This window comes from Micromonospora sp. SL4-19, assembly GCF_047921475.1.
Lineage (GTDB): Bacteria > Actinomycetota > Actinomycetes > Mycobacteriales > Micromonosporaceae > Micromonospora.
Genome location: NZ_JBLROB010000031.1, coordinates 44,502 through 65,710, shown reverse-complemented (window position 1 = coordinate 65,710; position 21,209 = coordinate 44,502). Strand labels below are relative to the sequence as shown.

Annotated in this window: 24 protein-coding genes and 1 pseudogene; 8 read left to right on the top strand and 17 right to left on the bottom strand. The window is 71.2% G+C overall.

Going from position 1 to position 21,209, the window contains the following annotated elements; genetic code table 11:
• The first annotated feature begins 234 nt into the window (after positions 1–234).
• From rpmB to rpsN, 3 genes are read left to right on the top strand one after another with little or no spacing between them, the layout of a single operon-like run.
• Positions 235–471 (top strand): 50S ribosomal protein L28, encoded by a 237-nt coding sequence (gene rpmB, locus ACNAVT_RS26760; protein WP_416300151.1) that lies wholly within the window; start codon positions 235–237, stop codon positions 469–471.
• A complete protein-coding gene (gene rpmG, locus ACNAVT_RS26755; RefSeq protein ID WP_416300149.1) occupies positions 471–638 on the top strand; it encodes a 50S ribosomal protein L33 in 168 nt (55 codons plus the stop codon). Before rpmB ends, rpmG begins: the two co-directional genes overlap by 1 nt.
• A gap of 1 nt (position 639) precedes the next feature.
• On the top strand, positions 640–945 hold the full coding sequence (gene rpsN, locus ACNAVT_RS26750) for a 30S ribosomal protein S14 (protein ID WP_416300147.1): 306 nt from the start codon (positions 640–642) through the stop codon (positions 943–945).
• Between the two features lie 501 nt (positions 946–1,446).
• Here rpsN and ACNAVT_RS26745 read toward each other — a convergent pair.
• From ACNAVT_RS26745 to ACNAVT_RS26715, 7 genes are all read right to left on the bottom strand, one after another.
• The gene (locus tag ACNAVT_RS26745; RefSeq protein ID WP_416300145.1) at positions 1,447–1,731 is read right to left on the bottom strand and encodes an ArsR/SmtB family transcription factor; all 285 of its coding nucleotides are present in this window, start codon (positions 1,729–1,731) and stop codon (positions 1,447–1,449) included.
• Positions 1,728–2,558, bottom strand: coding sequence for a metal ABC transporter permease (locus ACNAVT_RS26740; RefSeq protein WP_416300143.1), 831 nt, complete (start codon positions 2,556–2,558; stop codon positions 1,728–1,730). The genes ACNAVT_RS26745 and ACNAVT_RS26740 overlap by 4 nt, the downstream gene beginning before the upstream one ends.
• Positions 2,555–3,424 (bottom strand): metal ABC transporter permease, encoded by an 870-nt coding sequence (locus tag ACNAVT_RS26735; RefSeq protein ID WP_416300141.1) that lies wholly within the window; start codon positions 3,422–3,424, stop codon positions 2,555–2,557. The genes ACNAVT_RS26740 and ACNAVT_RS26735 overlap by 4 nt, the downstream gene beginning before the upstream one ends.
• Positions 3,421–4,197: a metal ABC transporter ATP-binding protein gene (locus ACNAVT_RS26730; protein WP_416300140.1), complete on the bottom strand. Its 777-nt coding sequence runs from the start codon at positions 4,195–4,197 to the stop codon at positions 3,421–3,423. The genes ACNAVT_RS26735 and ACNAVT_RS26730 overlap by 4 nt, the downstream gene beginning before the upstream one ends.
• A complete protein-coding gene (locus ACNAVT_RS26725; protein ID WP_416300139.1) occupies positions 4,190–5,140 on the bottom strand; it encodes a metal ABC transporter substrate-binding protein in 951 nt (316 codons plus the stop codon). The genes ACNAVT_RS26730 and ACNAVT_RS26725 overlap by 8 nt, the downstream gene beginning before the upstream one ends.
• 102 nt (positions 5,141–5,242) lie before the next feature.
• A complete protein-coding gene (locus tag ACNAVT_RS26720; RefSeq protein WP_416300137.1) occupies positions 5,243–5,965 on the bottom strand; it encodes a TIGR03943 family putative permease subunit in 723 nt (240 codons plus the stop codon).
• Positions 5,962–6,888 carry a permease gene (locus ACNAVT_RS26715; RefSeq protein WP_416300135.1) on the bottom strand — a complete coding sequence of 309 codons (927 nt, stop codon included), beginning with the start codon at positions 6,886–6,888 and terminating at the stop codon, positions 5,962–5,964. The genes ACNAVT_RS26720 and ACNAVT_RS26715 overlap by 4 nt, the downstream gene beginning before the upstream one ends.
• A gap of 688 nt (positions 6,889–7,576) precedes the next feature.
• On the opposite strand from ACNAVT_RS26715, the gene ACNAVT_RS26710 reads away from it, so the two are divergent.
• Positions 7,577–7,960: a Fur family transcriptional regulator gene (locus tag ACNAVT_RS26710; RefSeq protein ID WP_416300165.1), complete on the top strand. Its 384-nt coding sequence runs from the start codon at positions 7,577–7,579 to the stop codon at positions 7,958–7,960.
• Between the two features lie 16 nt (positions 7,961–7,976).
• On the opposite strand, the gene ACNAVT_RS26705 is transcribed toward ACNAVT_RS26710, so the two are convergent.
• The 4 genes and pseudogenes from ACNAVT_RS26705 to ACNAVT_RS26690 form a co-directional block, all read right to left on the bottom strand.
• Positions 7,977–8,954, bottom strand: a complete 978-nt coding sequence (locus tag ACNAVT_RS26705; protein ID WP_416300164.1) for an ATP-binding protein — start codon at positions 8,952–8,954, stop codon at positions 7,977–7,979.
• 309 nt (positions 8,955–9,263) lie between these two features.
• A pseudogene (locus ACNAVT_RS26700) lies at positions 9,264–10,079 on the bottom strand (LLM class flavin-dependent oxidoreductase).
• Positions 10,080–10,115: 36 nt separating this feature from the next.
• Positions 10,116–10,508: an SCO5389 family protein gene (locus ACNAVT_RS26695; RefSeq protein ID WP_416300133.1), complete on the bottom strand. Its 393-nt coding sequence runs from the start codon at positions 10,506–10,508 to the stop codon at positions 10,116–10,118.
• A 472-nt stretch (positions 10,509–10,980) separates the two neighbouring features.
• The gene (locus ACNAVT_RS26690; protein WP_416300132.1) at positions 10,981–12,462 is read right to left on the bottom strand and encodes a PepSY-associated TM helix domain-containing protein; all 1,482 of its coding nucleotides are present in this window, start codon (positions 12,460–12,462) and stop codon (positions 10,981–10,983) included.
• Positions 12,463–12,935: 473 nt separating this feature from the next.
• Between ACNAVT_RS26690 and ACNAVT_RS26685 the strand changes: the two genes are divergently transcribed.
• The 3 genes from ACNAVT_RS26685 to ACNAVT_RS26675 all read left to right on the top strand — a co-directional run bounded on the left by ACNAVT_RS26685 (position 12,936) and on the right by ACNAVT_RS26675 (position 14,296).
• Positions 12,936–13,640, top strand: a complete 705-nt coding sequence (locus tag ACNAVT_RS26685) for a YcnI family protein (protein WP_416300130.1) — start codon at positions 12,936–12,938, stop codon at positions 13,638–13,640.
• A gap of 77 nt (positions 13,641–13,717) precedes the next feature.
• Complete coding sequence (locus ACNAVT_RS26680; RefSeq protein WP_416300128.1) at positions 13,718–13,921, top strand: hypothetical protein; 204 nt, start codon at positions 13,718–13,720, stop codon at positions 13,919–13,921.
• Positions 13,922–13,963: 42 nt separating this feature from the next.
• Positions 13,964–14,296, top strand: a complete 333-nt coding sequence (locus tag ACNAVT_RS26675) for a superoxide dismutase (protein ID WP_416300163.1) — start codon at positions 13,964–13,966, stop codon at positions 14,294–14,296.
• 193 nt (positions 14,297–14,489) lie between these two features.
• Here the strand turns inward: ACNAVT_RS26675 and ACNAVT_RS26670 are convergent, their stop codons facing one another.
• The 5 genes from ACNAVT_RS26670 to ACNAVT_RS26650 all read right to left on the bottom strand — a co-directional run bounded on the left by ACNAVT_RS26670 (position 14,490) and on the right by ACNAVT_RS26650 (position 18,551).
• A complete protein-coding gene (locus tag ACNAVT_RS26670) occupies positions 14,490–16,076 on the bottom strand; it encodes an FAD-dependent monooxygenase (protein WP_416300126.1) in 1,587 nt (528 codons plus the stop codon).
• Between the two features lie 72 nt (positions 16,077–16,148).
• Positions 16,149–16,946, bottom strand: a complete 798-nt coding sequence (locus tag ACNAVT_RS26665; protein WP_416300124.1) for a metal ABC transporter solute-binding protein, Zn/Mn family — start codon at positions 16,944–16,946, stop codon at positions 16,149–16,151.
• Positions 16,870–17,754, bottom strand: coding sequence for a metal ABC transporter permease (locus tag ACNAVT_RS26660; protein WP_416300122.1), 885 nt, complete (start codon positions 17,752–17,754; stop codon positions 16,870–16,872). Before ACNAVT_RS26660 ends, ACNAVT_RS26665 begins: the two co-directional genes overlap by 77 nt.
• 3 nt (positions 17,755–17,757) lie before the next feature.
• Positions 17,758–18,390 carry a metal ABC transporter ATP-binding protein gene (locus tag ACNAVT_RS26655; protein ID WP_416300120.1) on the bottom strand — a complete coding sequence of 211 codons (633 nt, stop codon included), beginning with the start codon at positions 18,388–18,390 and terminating at the stop codon, positions 17,758–17,760.
• Positions 18,387–18,551, bottom strand: a complete 165-nt coding sequence (locus ACNAVT_RS26650) for a hypothetical protein (protein ID WP_416300118.1) — start codon at positions 18,549–18,551, stop codon at positions 18,387–18,389. Before ACNAVT_RS26650 ends, ACNAVT_RS26655 begins: the two co-directional genes overlap by 4 nt.
• 127 nt (positions 18,552–18,678) lie before the next feature.
• On the opposite strand from ACNAVT_RS26650, the gene ACNAVT_RS26645 reads away from it, so the two are divergent.
• Entirely contained in the window at positions 18,679–18,945 is a 267-nt protein-coding gene (locus ACNAVT_RS26645) for a hypothetical protein (RefSeq protein ID WP_416300117.1), read from the top strand.
• A 220-nt stretch (positions 18,946–19,165) separates the two neighbouring features.
• Here the strand turns inward: ACNAVT_RS26645 and ACNAVT_RS26640 are convergent, their stop codons facing one another.
• The gene (locus tag ACNAVT_RS26640; protein WP_416300115.1) at positions 19,166–21,133 is read right to left on the bottom strand and encodes a cytochrome c oxidase assembly protein; all 1,968 of its coding nucleotides are present in this window, start codon (positions 21,131–21,133) and stop codon (positions 19,166–19,168) included.
• Positions 21,134–21,209 lie beyond the last annotated feature (76 nt).

Here is a 21,209-nt window from a genome sequence, read left to right as displayed (position 1 = left end):
GCTCGACCACCTCCTGGCGGCCTGTGTCGGCGCCCGCAGCGTCGACGTCCGCGTCCGCCGACTGCGCGAAGCTCGGCGTCGACTTGGCGGTGATCCGCGCCGTGGCGTCGGGTATCGCCCCGGCTCGTCGGTGCCGGTCGAGGTTGTTCCGGACCCGAGTGCAGGCCGCCCGGTCGGTCACGGTAAGAATGAAAACCATTATCGTTACGGCGAGCCATTCCTGAAGGAGTACTTGTGTCCCGTCGCTGTGATGTCACCGGCGCGAAGCCGAGCTTCGGCAACGCCGTGTCCCACTCTCACCGGCGCACCCGCCGCCGGTGGAACCCCAACCTGCAGAACCACCGCTACTGGCTGCCCTCGGAGCGGCGTTGGGTTCGCCTGACGTTGACCGCCAAGGCGCTGAAGACCGTGGACGGCAAGGGCATCGAAAAGGTCGTTGCGGAGCTGCGCGCCCGGGGGGTGGCGGTCTGATGGCCCGGCAGACCGATGTCCGCCCGGTCGTCCGGCTGCGCAGCACCGCCGGCACCGGCTACACGTACGTCACCCGCAAGAACCGCCGCAACGACCCCGACCGGATGGTGCTGCGCAAGTACGACCCGGTCGTCCGCCGGCACGTCGAGTTTCGGGAGGCGCGCTGACATGGCCCGCAAGAGTCTCGCAAACCGACAGGCCCGCCGCGCCGACCTGGTCACGCGCCACGCGCAGCGCCGCGCCGAGTTGAAGCGGACCATCGCCCACCGGGACACCGACCCGGCGGTGCGGGAGGACGCCATTCGCCACCTGGTGCAACTGCCCCGCGACTCCAGCCCAGTTCGGCTGCGCAACCAGGACGTCATCGACGGCCGACCGCGAGGTGTGCTGACCCGCTTCGGATTGTCACGGGTGCGGTTCCGGGAAATGGCGCTGCGGGGCGAGCTGCCAGGGATTCGCAAGGCGTCCTGGTGACGACGCCACCACTGCGCTGACATCCGGATCGACGACGTCGGCGCCCCCGACAGATGCGGGTGAAAGAAGAGGATGACCAGGCCGTAGGCCGCGAGACACGGACGGATTTCATCGACTGGAAGGGGGCCGCCGGCGTGGTGTTCGCGCCGGCGGCCGCCTCGACCGCCGGAAGGGCGTTGCTGTCCCCGGATCTTGTAAACGCCCGCGCCGGTATCGCTGCGGGCGTTTGTCCTTCGCGGCTGCCGCGCATCCCAAGCGTGGTAGGCCAGCAGGAAGCCTGGTGAGTAGCGTCCCGGCCGGCAACCGCGACAGGCCGTCGCACCAGTCACTCCTTAGCGGGGACGCGCGGATCGAGGCGCCGGCAGAGCCCCAGCGGCGACTCGGCATGGTCGAGGCGAGCCCGGTGGGACAACCCGACGCGGCGTGGCTTCCTCGCCCGGCCCGGCGAGGAGCCCGAACGGTATCGACAGTCCGCGTCGGGCCCGTCGACGCCCAGCGCGCTCACGTGCAGTACTTGAGCACGTCCAGGACGAGAGAGACGGCGGGGACCCTGGTGAGTGTGTAGTGCATCCGGCCCTGCTGGCGGTAGCGGCGGACGAGGCGGGCGTGGCGCAGGTGTCGAAGTTGGTGCGACACGTGCGGCGCGGGTAGCTGCAGCGAGCTGCTGAGTTCGGTGACGCACGTGTCGGCTCGTGTGAGCTGCTGCAGGATGCGGATGCGCGCCGGGTGGGCGATGGTGCGGAGCAGCTCGCTGATTTCCTCGATCGAGGCGGGTTCGGCGGTCACGGCGCGGTGAGGAAGATCGTGCGGAACCCGTCGCGCAGGCGGTGCGCCGCCAGCGAGACGAGCAGGACGGCGGCGGCGGTCAGCGAGATGCTGCCACCGGCAGCGATATCCCACAGTCGGGAGAACCACAGTCCCGCGGCGGCGCTGCCGGCGCCGAGTGTGGCGGCGAGTGCGGTCATGGGGGCGAGACGGGCGGTCCAGGCGCGGGCGGCCGCGGCGGGGGCGACGATGAGAGCCAGGGCGAGGATGGTGCCGACGGCGGGCACGATCGCGACGACGACGAGGTCGACCAGCAGCAGGAGAGCGAGGTCGAGCAGCCGGAGGCGGTACCCGGCGGCGCGGGCGCCGGCGGGATCGAACCCGATGTACAGCAGGTGCCGGCCGCCGATGGCGAGCGCGGCGGCGGTGAGCGCCAGCAGGACGACGGTCACGACCAGGTTCTCGGTGGTGACGGTGAGGATCGAGCCCACGAGGAAGGCGGACAGGTCCCGGCTGAAACCGTTCTGGGTTGCAACCAGCGCGACGCCGAGCGCGAAGCCGGCGGAGAGGATCACTCCGGTCGCGGCGGTGGCCTCTTGGCCGCGGGTACGCGCCAGCGCGGCGACGGCGGCGGCGGTCAGCAGCCCGGCGACCACGCCGCCGAGGTAGATGTTGATGCCGAGGATGGACGCGGCGACCACGCCGGGAAACGTGGCGTGGGCCATCGTCATGGTGAAGAACGACAGCCGGCGCAGCACGACGTGCACGCCGACCAGTCCGGTGAGCACCCCGACGGCGACGGCTTCGACCAGGGCGCGGCCGAAGGTGTCCTGCAGCAGCCAGCTCACCGGGCCACCGTCGCAGCGGGCGGGTGCGGCCGGCGGCGGAGGCGGCCGGCGAGCAGGGCGAGCAGGTAGCAGACCACGAGGGTGAGCACCACCGCGGCGGCGGAGGTGAGCCGGACGCCGTATCGGACGGAAGCGGTCCAGCTGGCCAGCAGGCCCAGGTAGGCGGCAAGGCCGGTGACGGCGGTGCCGATCACTGCCATGGCGGTGAGCCGGTCGGTCAGCAGGCGCGCGGTGGCGGCGGGCACGATCAGCAGGGCGATCACCAGGATGGTGCCGACGGCCTGCACGGCGGCGACGACAACCAGCGCGACGGCCGTGTTGAGCCCGAGATCCAGCAGGGTGAGGCGGTACCCGGCGGTGGCGGCGCCGATGGGGTCGAAGGCCCGCAGGATCAGCGGCCGGGCGGTGACGGCGAGGCCGGTGAGCACGATCGCGGCCAGCACGGCGGTCTGCGCGAGCTGAGCGGGGGTGACGGTGAGCAGCCGGCCGAACAGGAACGCGGTCAGGTCGCTGGTGTAGGAGTGTTGACGGGACACGAGCACCACGCCGAGCGAGAACATGGCGGTCAGCAGCACGGCCACCGTGGTGTCGTCGCTAAGCCGCCCCCAGCGGGTCAGCACGGTGAGCGCGACCGCGGTCAGCAGGGCGGCGACGAGCGCGCCGCCGGCGATGCCGGTCCAGCCGGCGACGAGGAATCCGATGACCACGCCGGGGAAGACGGTGTGGGTCAGCGCGTCGGCGACGAAGGCCAGCCGGCGCAGGAACACCAGCACGCTGACCGGCCCGCACACCACGGCGAGCAGGAGCAGCTCGGCGAGGGCGCGGCCCATGAACGGCACGCTGAACGGCGCGACGAGACCACTCATGCCGTCACCGTCCGGGGCGCGGCGTGCAGGTCGGCGGCCGGGCTGGCGTAGCCGTAGGCGCCGGGAAGCTCCGCGAGGATCTGTTCGGTGGGGCCGGTGACGGCGCGGCCGCCGTGGATGAGGCAGGCGGTGTCGGCGAGGTCGCGGGCCAGGCGCAGGTCGTGGGTGCTGAGCAGCACGGCGGCGCCGGCGGCGGCAAGGTCCCGCAGTTGCGTCACGATGACGTCCTGGCTGGTGACGTCGAGCCCGTTGAAGGGCTCGTCCATGAGCATCAGTCGGGCCTGGGCGGCGATGGCGCGGGCGAGCAGGACCCGTTGGCGTTGGCCTCCGGACAGCAGCCCGAAGCGGGTGCGTGCGCGGTCGGCCAGCCCGACACGGGCCAGCGCGTCCGCAGCGATGGCGCGGTCGGTCGCGCGGATTTGCCGCAGCCAATGGGTGGGATGGTAGCGGCCCATGAGCACGACGTCGGCGGCGGTGACGGGGAAGTCGGCGTCGAGGGTGTCGACCTGCGGCACGTAGGCGGCAGCGCCGCGCGCCTGCCGCGCCGGCTGTCCGGCGAGGGTGATCGTGCCGGCCAGGACGTCGGCGAGCCCGACGACGGCCTTGATGAGGGTGGACTTGCCGGCGCCGTTGGCGCCGACGAGGGCGACGATCTGGCCGGGCTCCACCGTGAGGTTCACGTCGGTGAGGACGGCGCGGCGCCGGTAGCCGACGTCGGCCTGCGCGAGGTGCAGGGCGGCGTCGGCTACCGGCGCGCGGGTGGGCTCAGCCACCGAGGGCTGCCACGATGGTGTCGGTGTTGTGTTCCTCGGCGCCCAGGTAGGTGCCCTGGGGGGTGCCTTCGGGGCCGAGGCTGTCGCCGTAGAGGGCGTCCTCCCCGCCGACCACCTTCACGCCTGCCTGGCGGGCGATCGCCTCGGCGGCCTTGGGCGGCAGGGAACTCTCGCTGAAGATCGCCTTGGTGCCGGTGGCCTTGATCTTCGCCACCAGGTCGTTGATCTGGGTGGCGGACAGTTCGGCGCTGGTGTCCAGGCTGGGGATCACCGCGCCGATGAACTGCAGCTGGTAGCGGTCGATGTAGTAGCCGAACGCGTCGTGGTTGGTGACCAGCTTGCGGGCGTCCGCCGGCAGGCCGGCGAACTTGCGCTCGCTGTCAGCGTCGAGCTTGTCCAGCTTCGCCGCGTACGCCTGGAAGTTCGCCCGGTAGGTGTCGGCGTGGCCGGGGTCGGCGGTGACGAGGGCCTTCTCGATGTTCTCCGCCATGATCTTGGCGTTGCGGGGGTTGTGCCAGATGTGCGGATCGCCGTCCTTCGTCTCTTCGTCGCCGAGGTCGCCCTTGCGCAGCGCCACTCCCTGCGAGGTGTCGACGACCGTGCCCTTGAAGCCGGCCGAGGAGATGGTGTCATCGAGCCATTCCTCGAGTCCGACGCCGTTCTTGATGACGAGCTTGGCGGCCCCGATCGCCTGGATGTCGGCGGGGGTGGGCTCGTAGTCGTGGGGGTCGACGTTCGGTTTGATGATCTGGGTGACGCTGACGGCGTTGCCGCCGACGTTGCGCGTGAAGTCCGCGACCTCGGGCGTCGTGGCGACCACGGCGATGGTGCCGTTCTTCGCCGCGGTCGCGGTGCCGGTGTTGGTGTCGGCAGCGCAGCCGGCGGTGGCGCCGATCGTCGCTATCGCCAGGACGGTGCCGAGCGTACGGATGGATAGGGTCACAACCGCTCCTTGCTCATTGGATGAGTGGAACGGTAGTCATTTCCAATAACTGGGTCTAGCTGTCACCTGCTCATATCAACACCCGTGCAACCATCGCCGGTCCTACTCGTAGGGCTCGGCGGGCGCGGGCATGTGTTGCCAGTCCTCCACCTGGAAGTAGGGAACATCGGCGTCGTTGACGGGGTCCTTGGCGGTGTGCGGAATCCATCGGCCAGTGGCCCGTATCCAGGTGTTCGCCGGCGCCTGCGGAACCTGGCCACGCAGGCCGATCTTGATGGGGATGCCGTCGGCGGCGCAGCAGGACAGCACGATGCGGGCGAGCATGGGGTGGCCGTCCGGCCCGGGGGCGAGAAAGCCGGTCAACTGGATGCGCCGGCCCTGCAGGGTCCGACCGTGGTCATAGACGGCCCGGTAGCCGTAGTCGAGGAGGGTGAGCTCGGCCGGGTCGCCGGGCGGCAGGGGCGAGTAGGCGACCTCCCGGTTGTCGGTCAGGGCGGAGCCGGCACGTGCGGCGGTGTCGGCGCCGAGTGCCGGCGGGACGACGAAGAGCAGAGCGAGCGCCGGCAACAGCAGCAACCAGCCGACGCCCGGCCCCGAGCGGCCGTGCCCGTGCCCGTCGTCTTCCGGCCCGGCCCCGGGCCGGTTGAGATGTCGCAGCTCCTGCACGGTGGCCACCACCGCGGTGATGACCAGCAGCGTTCCGGCGGCGATGAGGAACGGCCGCAGCCCCTGCTTGACGTAGCGCAGGTACAGGTCGGTGATGCTGGCGCGCAGGATCGCGCCACCGAGGAAGGCGAGCACCACGGCCTGAGTTCCGCGACTCACCAGATCACCGTCCCGACGCCGGCCGCGACGAGCATGGCGAGAGCGAAGGTGGCCGGAGCGAACCGGACGGCGAACCGCCGGCCGAACATTCCGGCCTGCATGGACACGAGCTTCAGATCGACCATCGGGCCAACCACGAGGAACGCCAGCCGGGCGGTCAGGGAGAACTGGGACAGCGACGCGGCGACGAAGGCGTCCGCCTCGGAGCAGATCGACAGCAGCACGGCCAGGGCCGCCAGCGCCAGCACCGACAGCACCGGTCGGGCGGCCAAGTCGTGCAGGAGCTGCTGGGGTACGGCGACGTTGATGGTCGCCGCAGCCATAGCGCCCACGACGAGAAACCCGCCGGCATGGATGACGTCGTGCCGGCAGGCGGTCCAGAACGCCGTCATCCGCGGCAGCCCGTCGAGGTGCGCGCGATGCGGCAGGCGAATCCACTCGGTGCGGCCCAGCCGCAGCCACAACCATCCCATCAACAGGGCGACCACCAGACTCGCGCCGCCCCGGGCGGCGACCATCTCCGGGTTGCGCGGGAACGCGACCGCGGTGGCGGTGAGCACAATGGGGTTGATCGCAGGTGCGGCGAGTAGGAACGCCAGCGCCGCGGCGGGAGTGACGCCGCGGCGGATCAGCGACCCGGCGATGGGCACCGAGCCGCACTCGCAACCGGGTAGTACCACGCCCGCCATGCCGGCGACCGGCACGGCAAGCGCCGGGTGGCGGGGCAGGGCCCGGGCCCAGAACGAACGGGGCACGAACACCGCGATGACCGCTGACAGGACCACCCCGAAGACGAGGAACGGCGTTGCCTGCACCATCACCGACACGAAGACGGTCAGCCAGGTCTGCAGGCGCGGGTCCGCCACCAGCGCGCCGATCGGTCGGTGCAGGATGCCGATGAGGATGAGCAGGAAGCACAGCACCTCGGTCGAGCCGACCGCCCGTTCTCGGTCGGGGGCATCGGGCTGGTCGTCTGCGGTGGCCGGGACGGCCGGCGTGACGGGGGCTGCTGGGTCAGTCGTGCTCAGGGCGGATCACCTCTCCGATTAACCACAGCATCTTACTGTGATCGCCTCGTCACGGAGCATCCGAAACGGGCAATGCCCGCCCCCTGGAGGGCCGGGGGCGGGCAGGGTGAATGGGGATCTGTCCACGGCGCCGATTGCGCCGCAGCCTACGATCCGGCCTTCGTCAGTGATCAGGTCGAACTCGCCGAACAGCTGCCGGCCGGCAGCGGGCGCGGCATTCACTGTGACCGCTGGTGGCGGTGGCGCTCGCATCGTTGGCCAGAGAACCACCCTGCCCGGGGCGGTGAGCGCGGCCAGGGTGGGGGTTTCGGTAGTCGAACTCGGCGATGCCCGCCGGCGCCTAGCCGCCGACCTGCATCCAGGCGGGCGCCTCGCCAACCGCCTAGAGCCGCGGCCCGCGACTCCGCTATTCGCTGGACCACTGGAGTCCGGTCGGTGACGGCGCGAGGTGTGAACATATGCGCAATGCATAATGGGTTCCGATGTCACGTGACCGCCAGCGGCAACGGGACAAGGAATCGGGCGTCGAGACAGGCGCTGTGACGAGCGGAGACGGCGGACGGTGACCGAGGCAATGCCCAGTATGACCCGCAATACCCGGCAGCGCGCCGAGGTGCTGGCGCTGCTACGCGAGGTGGAGGGCTTCCACAGCGCGCAGCAGCTGCACCAGATGCTTGTCGACCGCAAGGCGCGAGTCGGCCTGACCACCGTCTACCGGACGTTGCAGATGCTGGTGGACGGCGGCGAGATCGATTCGACGCGGCTGCCGGGCGGGGATTACCTGTACCGGCGGTGCAGCCAGAGCCGGCACCACCATCATTTGGTGTGCCGGGAGTGCGGGCGCGCGGTCGAGGTCGCTGGCCCTGCCGTGGAGCGGTGGGCCGACCAGGTCGCGAGCCAGCACGGTTTCACCGATGTCGGCCATACCCTGGAGATCTTCGGTACCTGCGGTAAGTGCGCCGCCTAACCGGCGGCCGTCTGGATCAGCGACCCACCGCCGCGGGCTCGCTGACCGCCTGCGGTCCCATCCGGAACTCCGGGTCGATCTGATCGGTGAGATCCGTCCCGGCGCGTCCGTTGGCCCATGCGGCGGCGTTGCGTCGGTGGAACTCGTGCGCCCACCGTGTGAAGGCCGCCCAGTCCTGCGCGGTGTCGTCCACCGCCTCCGTCAATTGGGTGAGGGCTGCCTGGTTGGCGGCCTCGAGCTCGGCCAGCGCCCCGACCGTGCCCCGCTCCGCTCGGCGCACGTAGCCGGATCTGCTGAACCAGGTCAACAGGTCGCCGCCGACGTGCTCGCGGAGGAACTCCACGTCGCTGGCGTCCTCGACCTTGTTCCCGACCACCGACAGGGCCACGCCGTAGTCGCGGGCATAGCCGGCGTACTGCCGGTAGACCCCGACGCTGCGCACGGTCGGCTCGCACACCAGCATGGTGCGGTCGAAGCGGGTGAACAGCCCGGAGGCGAACGAGTCCGCGCCCGCGGTCATGTCCACCACGACGTATTCGCCGGGCCCGTCGAGCATGTGGTTGAGCAGCAGCTCTACTGCTCCCACCTTCGAGTGGTAACAGGCCACGCCGAGATCCTCGGCGGCGAACTCGCCGGTGACCGCCAGCCGCACCCCATCGACCTCCCTTATGCAGGCGGCGTAGATCGGGTTGTCCTCCATCACCCGCAGCAGCCGCGAACCGCGCCCTGGCGGGGTCGTCTTGACCATTTGATCCGCACTAGTGATGCGAAGGTTGGCGCCGTGCAGGTAGTCCTTGATTGCCGGCAGGTGCTCACCGAGTGGCTTCACCGGCGGCCGCGTGTCCGTATCTCCGCCGAGGGCGGCAGCGAGGTGTTGGTTGATGTCGGCGTCGATGGCCAGCACCGGCAGGCACTGGCCGGCGAGATGCCGGGCGAACAGCGCGGCGAGAGTTGTCTTGCCGCTGCCGCCCTTGCCCACGAACGCGACCTTCACCGCTGACAACCTCCGACTCTATTGGAAACCGTTTCCATGAGCGGGAGCGTACGTGATGGGTAGGGCTTACCGGCCAGTATCCGGGCGAGTCACCGCAACGATTCGCCATCGGGCCGTTCACCACCCTCTCGGCCCGCCGTTATCGCTGGCGCAACACCTCGCCGCTGAGCTGCCATATGGTGCGCAGGGCCGTCGCGCGGTCCCCGGTCACCTCGACCAGAGACAGCAGATGCCGCACGCCGGGAAGTGTCGCGGCCGCGTCCACGGCCGTCCGGCACCGCTGCGGCGACCCGACCGGGTGCATGGCGATCAGACGCCGGACGTACTCGCGATGTCGGGCGGGCCGGCCGCGGCGTCGTCGAGACGGACGTACTCCCTGGTGCTGGCCAGCAACTCCGGGAGCCGCTCGCGCACCGTCCGGGCCGCATCCGCGTCGGTGTCCTCGACGTGCGCCTGATGCGCTGGCATGCGGCACCTGCGTCTGTCGTGACCGTGCGCGCCGGCGACCTGCGCGTACCGGTCGAGCAACGACCGCTTCTGCGCCAGGCGGCATGTAGCCCGAGCAGCAGCGGGAGGCCGTGCCGGGCGGCGAGGTCCACGGTGGCGGGGCGAGGTCGCCGCGACCCACGTCGGCTGTCGCCGAAGGGGCCGGGGCACCACCTGCACTGGCCGGAAGGGGAACCTCCCGTTGCCAGCGACCCTCTCCGCGCCGGACAACCACCGCAGCACGATCTCCACCGCGTCGGCGAAGCCGTGCGTGTACCGATCCAGGCCGGCGCCGAAAACCTCGAGGTCTATTCACGGCCCGCCACGGGCAACCCCCAACCGAAACCGGCCCCCAGACAACTCGTCGAGCAGCACCGCCTCCTCCGCCGTGCTCACCGGGTGCCGGACCCACAGCACGCAGGCGGCGGTGCCGACGGTGGTGCGGCGGGTTCGCCCCGAGCAGGTGCGCCGCGAAGGTGATGGCGGAAGGGCACACGCCGTAGGAGATGAAGTGGTCCTCGGCGACCCAGACGCCGGCGTGCCGGCAGCCTCCGCAGCCAGGCCGTAGCGGTGCGCGTCGGCAAGGCCTGCGCGTGGGTGCGGCCGGCGCGGTGCCCGGTGAGCAGGAACAGGTGCCATTGGACCTGCTCGCCGGGCCGGGAGGTACCGGGCGGGTCAGCAGTCACGCAGCTCTGGCGACTGATTGAGCAGTTGTCCCCGGGGGGAGACGAACCAGCGGTACGTGTCGGAGCCGACGGCGGGAAGCCGGAACGCTGCGACCCGGTGGCAGTTCTGGAACGTCAGCTTCACCCCGAAGTGGCGCTCCAGGCTCGCCCGGATGGCGTCACTGGCCAGCGCGCGCAGCAGCTGCCCCCGCTCCGCCTCAGTGGGCGGCGGTACGACGTTGTCGGCGTATTCGGCGTCAGACGATTCCAGGTCGGCGACCACACGACTGACGGTGTCCCAGGCGTACGGGAGGGAGTTCCGGACGCAGGCGACGAAGGCGTCGTCGTCCACGGGGCCGGTCTCGGCGGCTTCGAGCAGGGCAGGCGGCACGGTGAGAGACATGGTCCTCCTCAGGCCTTAACGACCATGATTGCCGTTAGCGTTACGGTCCGAGCACATCACGTCACCAGGCCTACGTCAACAATCAGCGCCTGCCCCCGCCCCAGGTGGTCACCGCTGGTCGTCCTCACCGGGGCAGGCGTGGCCGCTAGCACGGCATGAAGGATGCAAGTCCCTGCCGATGCTCGGTGACATCCGAATCGGAATTCATTATCGTAATCTCGCCCGCAGGGTAGAAGGTACGTACCGGACGGCGTCCAGTGGATCGAGGCATACCGGCACTGGGCGTGTGGATGATCAGCTGCGGCACCAGTACGCTCTGGTGGATCCAGGCTTAAGCACTACGCGGCCTGCCCATGCCCAGGTCGGTCGGTTCGTCCTGGGCATGGGCATAGCCCGCTCGTTGGCACTGCCTCGCATGCCTGGCCTGGGTGACGCTAACGGCTGTGCCGGGAGACGACGGGCGGTTGGTGGGTCACTGGTCGGCTGGTGCCGGGGAGACGGGTGCCGGGGAGACGGGTGCCGGTTGGTCTCGCCGGCCGCGGGCGGTGCTGATGATGGCGTCGATGACGAGGAACGCGGCCAGCGGGATGCCGAACATGGGGAGCGTCCAGCCGATCGCGAACACCACCGGCACGCCGATGGCGATGGCCCAGGCGGGCAGCTTCTGCCAGGCGCCGCGCTCTGGTGGGGTGCCGACGGTGGCGCGGCGGTCGGTGCGGGTGGGGCGGCGTTGCCACCACATTCGGTATCCCCACACGATCACGCACAGTAGCCCGAGCGCGAGCGCGGCGAGCAGGATCTGGTTGGCGATGCCGAACAGTCGACCCATGTGCGCCTGGATGCCCAGTTTGGACAGCTGGGCCAGCAGCGGCCAGTCTGCGAAGTTGCTGCGGGCGACGACGGTGCTGGTGGCCGGGTCGATGGCGGCGCGGTCCAGGTGCACCGGCCAGGTGTTGTCGACCTGGGTCACCGTCCACGCGCTGGTGGCGTCCTCGGGGATGCCGATCTCGACCGGCCCGGCCAGGCCGTGGTCGCGGGCGATGCGCAGCACGGTGTCCGCTGCGGCCGGGTCGACGGCGCTGGCCTCGCCAACGCCGGAGCCACCGTGGTGGCCGCCCCCGGCCGCCGGCGCGCCGCCCGTCAGGGCGGTGGCCAGCTGCGGCTGGTGCGCGTCGAGCGCGGTGAGGGCGTTGTCGAAGTTGCCGCCCGCGTACCGGGACCATGTCAGCCCGGTTGCTGACAGGATCAGCAGCCCGACGGCGATCCACGCGCCGGTGGCTGCATGCCAGCCCCGGGTACGACGCACGCCCTTCCTGGCGGTCAGGTCCGGCAGCAGCAGCCGGCGGGCTTTCTGGTTCGCGCCGCGCTGGCGGCGCCACCACAATGCCAGCCCACCGAGGGCCAGCACCCACAGCCAGCTCGCCGCGAACTCTGAGTAGTAGCGGCCGAGGTCGCCGAGGTGCAGGTTGCGGTGCAGGTCGTCGAGCCAGGTGGTGGCCGGGGTTGAGCCCCACCACGTGGTCAGGGTGCCCTTCGCCTCGGCGGTGTACGGGTCGACATAGATGGTGTGCTGCTTCTCTCCGAGCTCCGGCATGGAGAACACCACCTGGGTGGTGGCGTCGGCGTCGCCGACGATGACACTCATCAGGCTGCCGTCGGGGTGGGCGGCGCGGGCGGCGGCGACCTGCTCCGCGAGGGGCTTGGCGGTCGCGCCGGCGTGCGCCACCGTCAGCTTGTCGCCGTAGAAGATCTGGTCCAGTTGCGGCGTCGCCGTGTACAAAAGCCCCGTCACCGCTGCCACCAGCAGGAACGGAGCGACCAGCACACCGGTGTAGAAGTGCAGCCGGACCAGCAGCGCGCCCAGGCCCGATGAGCGGCGGTTGGTGGACCGAGTTGGGGGTGGGGAGGCAGCTGGTGCCTCGGCGGGCTGGTCGGAAACGTCGGTGACGGACATGGCTCCTCGTTCGGTCTCAGGGTCGGCCACTGGCGGCCACGCTCGGTCCTGCTCACGACTGCACGCCGCGTCCCCCATGTCATGGCGTGCTGTCAGACGGCGGCAGGCTGCCGGCGCCCGCTGAATAGTCGATCGCCAGGGGCGGAAAGTTCCCGGCACGGCAGCCCCGCATCGCGCAACCTCCGTCAACCAGGTCGGGGACTGGTGCCGCGCCCAACAGCGCCCAACCAGATGCGCCCGGCTGCTGCTGGACCCTCGCGCCGCAGCACTCAGCGGCGCCCGACGTGAGATTCCGATCTTGCTGTCCCGCCGCCGACCGTGGCCTTCCGTCCGGGCGGCCGCTGGCGCCGCCGTGACCACGTTCGGTTCACCCGTTTAAAGGACGCCGGGAACTATCCCCGCGTGACGGACGACTAGCAGAAGGTGCCGGGCACACCGGCCGCCTTAGGTAGAGACGAAGAGGACGCCCTGATATGAATCGGTCCCTGCTCGCGAGAGCGGCCACCATCGCCGCTGCTGTCACCGCCATCACCCTCGGGGTGGCTGGCCCGGCGTCGGCGCACGTCACCGTCAACCCCAAGGAGGCGACGCAGGGCGGCTACACCAAGGTCACCTTCCGTGTGCCGAACGAGAAGGACAACGCCAACACCACCAAGGTCGAGGTGAGCCTCCCGGCCAGCTCGCCCATCGGGTCGGTGTCGCTGAAGCCGATGGCCGGGTGGACCGGACAGACCGAGACGTCGAAGCTCGCCACACCGATCAAGGTCCACGACTCGGAGCTGACCGAGGCGGTCACGAAGATCACCTGGACCGCAGACGCCAACTCGGCGATCAAGCCGGGTCAGTTCCAGGAGTTCGACGTCTCCCTCGGCCCGCTGCCGGAAACCGATCAGCTCGTGTTCAAGGCCCTGCAGACCTACTCCGACGGTGACGTGGTGCGGTGGATCGAGGAACCCACCAGTGGCGCTGAGCCGGAGCACCCGGCGCCCGTCCTGAAGCTGACGAAGAAGGACGCCGCCACTGCCGCCGCCGACCCCGTGGCCGTGGCCGCGACGAGCAACGACAGCGACAAGGACAGCAGCAACGGCACCGCCTACGGCATCGCGGGCATCCTGCTCGGCCTCGCCGGCCTCGTCGCCGGGCTGCTCGCGTACCGCCGCGCCGCCCAGCGCGGCTGACCCGGCGGACGCGCACCCGACCGCCGACCGGACGCGGGCCGGCAGACGTACACCGGCTGCCGGCCCGCCGCATGGTGGTGCTCGCAAGACGACGCCAGGTCTGCGCGCTGACGGCACACCGCCGCGATCAGTCCGGCCCGGCGGCGTACGTCAAGGGCAGCAACGACGCTCTGGAACAGCTGGCCGAGGCCCGCGACCAGGGCAACTTCGCCTCCCTCGTCGGGCTGGAGAAGAGCTTCGCGTTCAACCTGTCCGGGCACGTGCTCCACTCGACCTTCTGAAACAACCTCTCGCCCGACGGTGGCGACCGCCCAGTCGGGGAACTGGCGGCGGCGATCGAGAAGCACTTCGGCTCGTTCGAAGGCTTCGCGGGTCAGCTGTCGGCGGCGACGAAGAGCGTGCAGGGCGCCGGCTGGGGCGTGCTCGCCTGGGAGCCGCTCGGGCAGCGACTCATCGTGGAGCAGGTGTACGACCACCACGGCAACGTCGGGCAGGGCAGCGGCCCGTTGCTGGTCTTCGACGCCTGGGAGCACTCCTACTACCTGCAGTACCGCAACGTCCGCCCGGACTACGTCGACCGGCTGTGGAACCTGGTGAACTGGGCCGACGTCACCGCGCGTTTCGATGCCGCCCGCGCCGCCACGCCGAAGCTCTGACCGACGAGACGGGACCGGTTCCCATCGCGGCGGACCTCGTCCCACGCGCCGCCGGGGTCATTGCCGTAAGGCGCCGCGGTGACCTCGCCAGCGCGGAGGCACTCCTCACTTCGTTCGACTCGGCGCAGGCCCGCGCCCTTGGCTTCTACCTGCCCGCCGACCTCGCCCTCGGGCTCGTCCGCGCGCAGGCCGGTCAGTCCTGGACGATCTGGTCCGGGAGCGCTGCGCGTGGTGTCCCGGTGATGCTCAGGATGCTGTCGAGCAGAGCTGCTCCGCCGCGCCAGGCGACGTGACCGTCCGGTCGGACGAGGAGCGCTCCGGTGTGGTCGATGCCGCAGGTGCCCAGGTAGCCGGCGAGGTTCGCCGGCGGCAGCAGGTCGGGCAGTGGGCGGACGACGACGGGGATGCCGTGCGCCCGGGCCCCGGTCACCGCCGCATGCCAGGCTCCGGGGTCGCCGCCGGTGAGCAGGGTGAATCCGGCGCGGTCCAGGATATCGAGTGTCGATCGGGTGCGGTTCCGGTCCAGCCAGGCATGGGGGAGCCGGTGGCCGGGTCGGCCGGAGGGGTTGAAGTCGGCGACCGGATTACCGCCTGGAGCGGGGGTGCCGTCGGGCACCACGGCAGCCGAGGCGTAGTGGTAACCCAGGACGAGTCCTTCGCTGGGCCGGCCGCGCGGGGGAGCGCCGGTGCGGTGGGCGGTGATCGCGTCGGTCAGGCGCCGGTGGGACTCGATGGCGCTGGCCTGAGCGACCGGGCGGCGTTCGGGGTCGTAGGTGTCGAGCAGGGCGGCGCTGGCCCAGCCGTGGTGGACGGCGGCGAGTTTCCAGGCGAGGTTGTCGGCGTCGGCGATGCCGCAGTTCATGCCGAACCCGCCGTAGGGGGTGGTGACGTGGGCGGCGTCCCCGGCGAGGAAGACGGGCCCGGCGCGGAAGCGGTCGGCGACGCGGGCAGCGGCGTGCCACACCTGCCGGTCGACCAGTGTGATCGGCAGGTCCGGTAGTCCGGCGGCGGTGCGGATCAGATCGGTGCAGGCGGTGTCGTCGAGGTCGGCGAAACCGGGGTCGTCGCCGTCGGCGACGAGGTTGAACAGCCACCGGCGTTGGTTGTCGACGGCGAGGAATGCACCGTGCAGGCTCGGCCGGGTGATGGTGTACACAGCGCTGGGCCGGTCGGCGACGTGCGGGCCGAGGTCGGCGTCGAACAGGATGTTCAGGTTGTGCGATACCCCTGTGGGGCCGGGCATGGGTATGCCGAGCCGTTGGCGGATGCCGCTGCGGGCGCCGTCGGCGGCGACCAGCCAACGCGCGTGGATCTTCTCGTGCCCTCCGCCGCGCTTGAGTGTGGCGGTGGTCCGGTCGTCGTCGATGCTCAGGTCGACCAGTTCGGTGTCGAAGTGGACGCGTCCCGGGTTGAGCTGTTCGGCGTGGTTGCGCAGCAGGGGTTCGAGGCGGTCCTGGGAGCAGAGCAGGGTGTAGGTGGGGCTCGGCACCGGCGGTCGGGAGTCGGGACCGGTGACGATGCGGGTGCCCTGCGGGTCGGTGAGGGTGCGGCCGGTGTAGAAGGCCAGGTGGTCGCGGGGCAGCCCGGCGGCGGTGATCTCCGCCTCCAAGCCCCAGGATCGGTAGATCTCCATGCTGCGGATGCTCAGGGCCCGGCCCTTGGGAAACGCGGCCGTCCGGGGGTGTCGCTCGACGAGCATCGCGGGGACGCGGAGCTGGGCGAGGCGGATGGCCAGGCTGAGTCCGACCGGTCCGCCCCCGACGACGAGTACGGGGATCATGTGGGCTCCTCGACAAAGGGCCGGTGGGGGTGCGGCAGCCGACCCCCACCGGCCGGGCTGATTGGATGTCGCTCAGGGCTTGAGCGCGGCGGTCAGCCGTTCAGTGTTGGTCTTGAACACAGCGAGCAGGTCGAGGTCGGCGCCGGGGTAGTTGACGATGTCAACGCGGGTGGCACCGGGGATGTCGGGGTTGGCGCCGCTCAGGTGCGCGTTGGCCAGTACCAGGTTCGGCTTCTTCGCGGTCAGCTCGGCGAGCTGGCTTGGGGTGACCGGCTGGGGCCCGAAGTTGCCCACCACCTTGATGCCGGCGAAGTCGCCCCAGTACGCCATGAACAGGTGCGACGCCGCCGTTGGCGCCGGATCCGGCAGGGCAGCCTTCACCTGCCCGGACAGGGTCGTGTACTCCGTGTTGAAGGTGGAGATCCAGGTATCCGCGGCGGACGTGGTACCGAACATCCCCGCGAGGCGCTGCACCTCAGAGGTGATCTTCGGCGGGGTGTTCTCCAGCTCTACCGGGACGAGTTTGCCGGAGCCGCCGGCGGCGTCCTTGAGCTTGGCGGCGAAGCCGTCGAACTCGGCGTAGAGGATGTAGTCGGCGCTGGCGACAGCGGCGAGATCGCTGGGCTTCGGGTCGTAGTCCGGCGGGTGCTGGACGTTGGGCGGCGCGATCACCGTGATGTCGGTCGCGCCGGCGGCCTTGGCCAAGGCGCCGACCCAGCTGGTGGAGGCGACCACCTTCGGCCCGTTCGCCGCCGACGTCGACGCGCCGCCGCTGCTGGCGGGTGCCGGGTCGTCAGTGCTGCCACATCCGCTGGACAATAGGGACAGGGTCGCCACCGCGGTCAGCGCGGCGGCCCGTATCAATCGCATCATGTGCTCCTTCGGGAATCAGATAGGTGAGCAGGGTCAAGGTCCCCGCGACGAGGACGAGGACGGGGCCGGGCGGCTGGTCGAGCAGCAGCGCGACGGCGAAGCCGCCGCCGTTGCCAAGCACGCCGAGCGCGACGGCCCACAGCACCATCGAGCGCAGGGAACGGCCGAGGTTGCGGGCGCCCAGCGCGGGCAGGATGGTCAGGGCGTCGACCAGCAGCGCCCCGGTGAGCCGGATCGACGCGCCGATGGCCACGGCGACGACGACGAGCAGGGCGAGCAGCAGCGGCCCGGCGGCGACTCCGGAGCACAGGGCGAGTTCCCGGTCGAACAGCAGCAGCGCGAGCTGCCGCCGCCAGCGCCAGAACAGCACGTGGACGAGCACGGTGAGCACGCCGAGGACAACGAGGTCGATCTCGCGGGTGGCGAGGATGGAGCCCCACAGCAGCTCGAACGCGCCGGTGGCGTTCACCCCGGACACGGACAGCACGAGCAGTGCGGCGGCGATGGCGAAGGTCATCAGCAGGCCCATCGCCCCGGGCAGCCCGGTGGGCCGCCGGGCCAGCGGTGCCACGCCCGCGCCGGCGAGAGCGCAGGCGGCCAGGCCGCAGAGCATCGGGTCCAGACCGGTGAGCAGGCCGACGGCGATGCCGAGCAGCGCCACGTGCATCATCGCGAACCGCACGGCGATGATGTCCAGGCCGATGATGAACACCCCGACGATCGGCAGGCCGACGGCGGCGATCAGCAGGCCGATTCCGGAGCGCTGCACCGCGGGCAGCGTCAGCAGGTCGAACAGATGGTCCACGGCTCAGATCACCCGCAGCCTTCCGGCGGCCATCTCCGCCACTCGGTCGCAGGCCCGCGACATCGCCCGGTCGTGGGACACCACGACCACGGTGACCGGCAGCTTCGCCAGCAGGGTGGCGACCTGCTCCTGGCCGTCGAAGTCCAACGCTGCGGTCGGCTCGTCGGCGAACAGCACCCGGGCCCCGGCGGCGACCGCCCCGAGAGCGCGGGCCAGGAACACCCGTTGCAACTGCCCACCGGAAAGGGTGTGCAGCGGGCGGCGGCCCAGCCCGGCGACGCCGAGCCGGGCGGCCGCGTCGCGAGCGGCGTCCGGGTGGCGGCCGCTGTCGAGCAGTTCGTCGACCAGCAGCGGGAACCGGCCCGGCGTGAGGCGTTGCGGCACCCAGGCCACGTCGCGGCGTCGACGCGCCCACTCGGCGCCGCGCCGCGCCCCGACGCCGCCCACGGTGACGGTGCCGCCGGCGAGGGGATGCAGGCCCAGGGCGGCCCGCAGCAGGGTCGTCTTGCCGGAGCCGTTGGCGCCGGTCAGGGCGACGTGCTCGCCGGCGGCGACGTCGAGATCGACCGCGTCGACCGCGGTGCGCCGGCCGTAGCGGCAGGTGACGGCGGTGAACATGACGGAGGCGGCGGTCACCTGTCGGCCCTGCCGGTGAGCTGTTTGTGCAGCAGAGCCCCCAGCGCCGCGAGGTGCGCGACGCAGATCACGTCCGCTCCTGAGCCGTCGCCGCCGGTCAGGGTCACCCCGTCCAGCGGCGGACCGTTCACCCCGCTGTCCACCACGAGATCGCTACGCACCGGCAAACCCGGAGTGCGCTTTGTTGATCGCCCACATGCATCAGTAGTCGGGGCGCGCTTGACTGCGGTTCCCGCGATCTTCGGGAGTCGCCATGGGGACCTGACCACGTACGCACCAGTTGCCGAAGTGGAGGGTCGCTCCGACTTTGGGCCCGCCGTGCTCGGCTCCGATTTGCTGCTCGACGCCGCCATGCTCGACCGGCACGCCACATCCGCCGTCCGTGACGGCTTCCTCCTGCCGATGCTCGACGGGGTGGGCGGCTCGAGCTTCGCGGTGACCGAACCGGGCGTCGCCGGCTCCGACCCCGCCGGATTGGGCACCACTGCGGTCCGCGACGGCGACACCTGGCGGGCCGTGCGTGACCACGAGCGCCTGTCGATCCGCCGCCCGTAGATGCGGGATCCTCCACGGGTCGCAGAACACCCGTGCTGTGCCGCTGGCCGCCGAAGAGTTCGTCCACCGCTCCGGCCGGCGAGGTTAGCAGCCCCTGGCCGTCGAGCAGCCCTGGAAGGTTTGGGATGGGCTGGGCGTCCCGTTCCGTCGGCCGGGCGTCCGCGTTGGCCTGCGCGACGGTGGCGTCATGGAAAACCCCGGATGCGGTCGATGCCATCGGCTACGGTCGTTGTCCCCGGTGCTGGTCTTGGGCAGGCAGGTTGGCGGCGGTGAGGAAGGCGTTGTATCGGGCCAGGTCGTCGTCTTCGCCGGTGGCTTCGGCGCGGTCGGCGGCGCGGTCGAGGCGGGCCTGTTCTAGCTGGTCGGCGCGGATCCACTGACGTACGAGGAGGATCATGACGACGGCGGCGGGGATCTCGCCGAACGCCCAGGCGATGCCGGCGCCCAGCTTCTGGTCCACCGGAAGGGGAGAGGCCCAGGTGGGGTGGACGGCGGTGTACCAGTCCGGGGCGATGATTGTGGTGGTCTGCATGAGCACCAGGCCGAAGAAGCCGTGGGCCATCATCGCGGCCAGGTGGATGAGCACGAGGAGGGGGTGGGGGATCCTCGGCCGGCCCGGGTCGACGCCGATGAGCACCCAGAACAGTAGGTAGCCGGAGGCCACGAAGTGGACCAGCATGGCGAGGTGGCCGAGGTGGGAGCGCATCATTGTGCCGAGCAGGTCGCTGAAGTACAGGCCGAAGAGGCTGCCGGTGTAGATGCCGAGCGCGACGAGTGGGTGGGTGAGCAGCTTCGCGGGTCGGCTGTGCAGGGCGCACAGTAGCCATTCCCGGGGGCCGCGGACCTGCGGGTCGGCCGGGCGACGCAGGGCGCGTAGGGCGAGGGTGACCGGGGCGCCGCTGACGAGCAGGATCGGCACCAGCATGGACAGCACCATGTGCTGCGCCATGTGGGCGCTGAACAGCACGTACGCATAGCGGGCGACGCCGGAGCCGGTGAACGCGGCGAGCACCAGGAGACCAGTGAGCCAGCTGGCCGTCCGAGCGATTGGCCAGTGGTGCCCGGCCCGGCGCAGCCGTTGCACCCCGGCCAGGTAGGCGGCGGCCCCGCAGGCGGTGAGAGTGAGAAAGAACAGGTCCGGCAGGGGTTGGCCGAGCATGTTGCCCGGGGTGGGGGTGGTGGGCATCGGGAAGCCGAGCAGATCGGTCAGCGGGTCGGCGTCGGTGGGATTGATCGCCGCCGGTGTGGGGCTGCGCGACAGCGCCACGGCCAGCCCCAGGGTGGCGGCGAACACGACCAACTCCCCAGCGGCCAGCCGGGCGAACGCCCCGCGCCGGCCGGCGTGTACGGCCGGCAGGGTCCGGGACCGGTGCGCTGCGCCCACGGCGCCGAGGATCAGCAGCGCGATGAGCTTGCCGACCACCAGCCACCCGTACCGGGACTGCCAGAGCTGATCGACGGTGCCCAGGCGAACGGCGGCGTTGGCGAGCCCGCTGACCGCGACGGCCGCGAAGCAGCCCAGGGCGAGGCGGCTGTACCGGCCGACGGCGTCGGCGATGTGCCGGCTGCGGCGGACCGTCAGCAGCGCAGCCAGGCCGCCGATCCACAGCGCGGCGGCCAACACGTGCAGGACGAGGCTGCTGACCGCGATCTGGTGGTTGCCCGCCCCGGCGGCGTGTCCGGTGAACGCCGGCGGTGTCACCGCGACCAGTGCCAGCACCGCCGCCATGGCGGCGAGCCCACGCGACACGCCCACCCGGGCGAGGACCGCCACGGCCAGGGCCAGGCCGACCTGTAGCAGCAGGGCCCGTCCCTGCGAGATCGAGGACGCGAAGCTGACGACAACGGTGGTACTGAGCCGCTCCGGCGGGAGGCCGAGCAGGTCCGAGACCGTCAGCACGATCAGCGCCGAGGCGGCGGACGCCCATCCGATCGACAGCGCGCCGGCGCGCCGCAGCAGCAGCCAGCCGTGCGGGGACACGCTCGGCCCGTCCCCGGGCAGCAGGAACGCCGCCGCGACGAGCATCCCGACGGTCAGCGTGGCGAGCGCGTCGGCGAGCAGCCGTACCAGCGGCAGCGCCCAGGTCGTGACCGGTCCGGGATTCGGCAGCCCGGGGATCGCGACCGCGAGCGCCCCGCCGGCTCGCAGGGCGATCAGGAGTGCCGCCCCCGCTGACACCGCGGCCACGATCGGAACCACAACAGAGCTCTTCCGGCCGGTGGAGGGGATCCCTGTTCGGGGCGTCCGGCGGGATTGGCCGTGG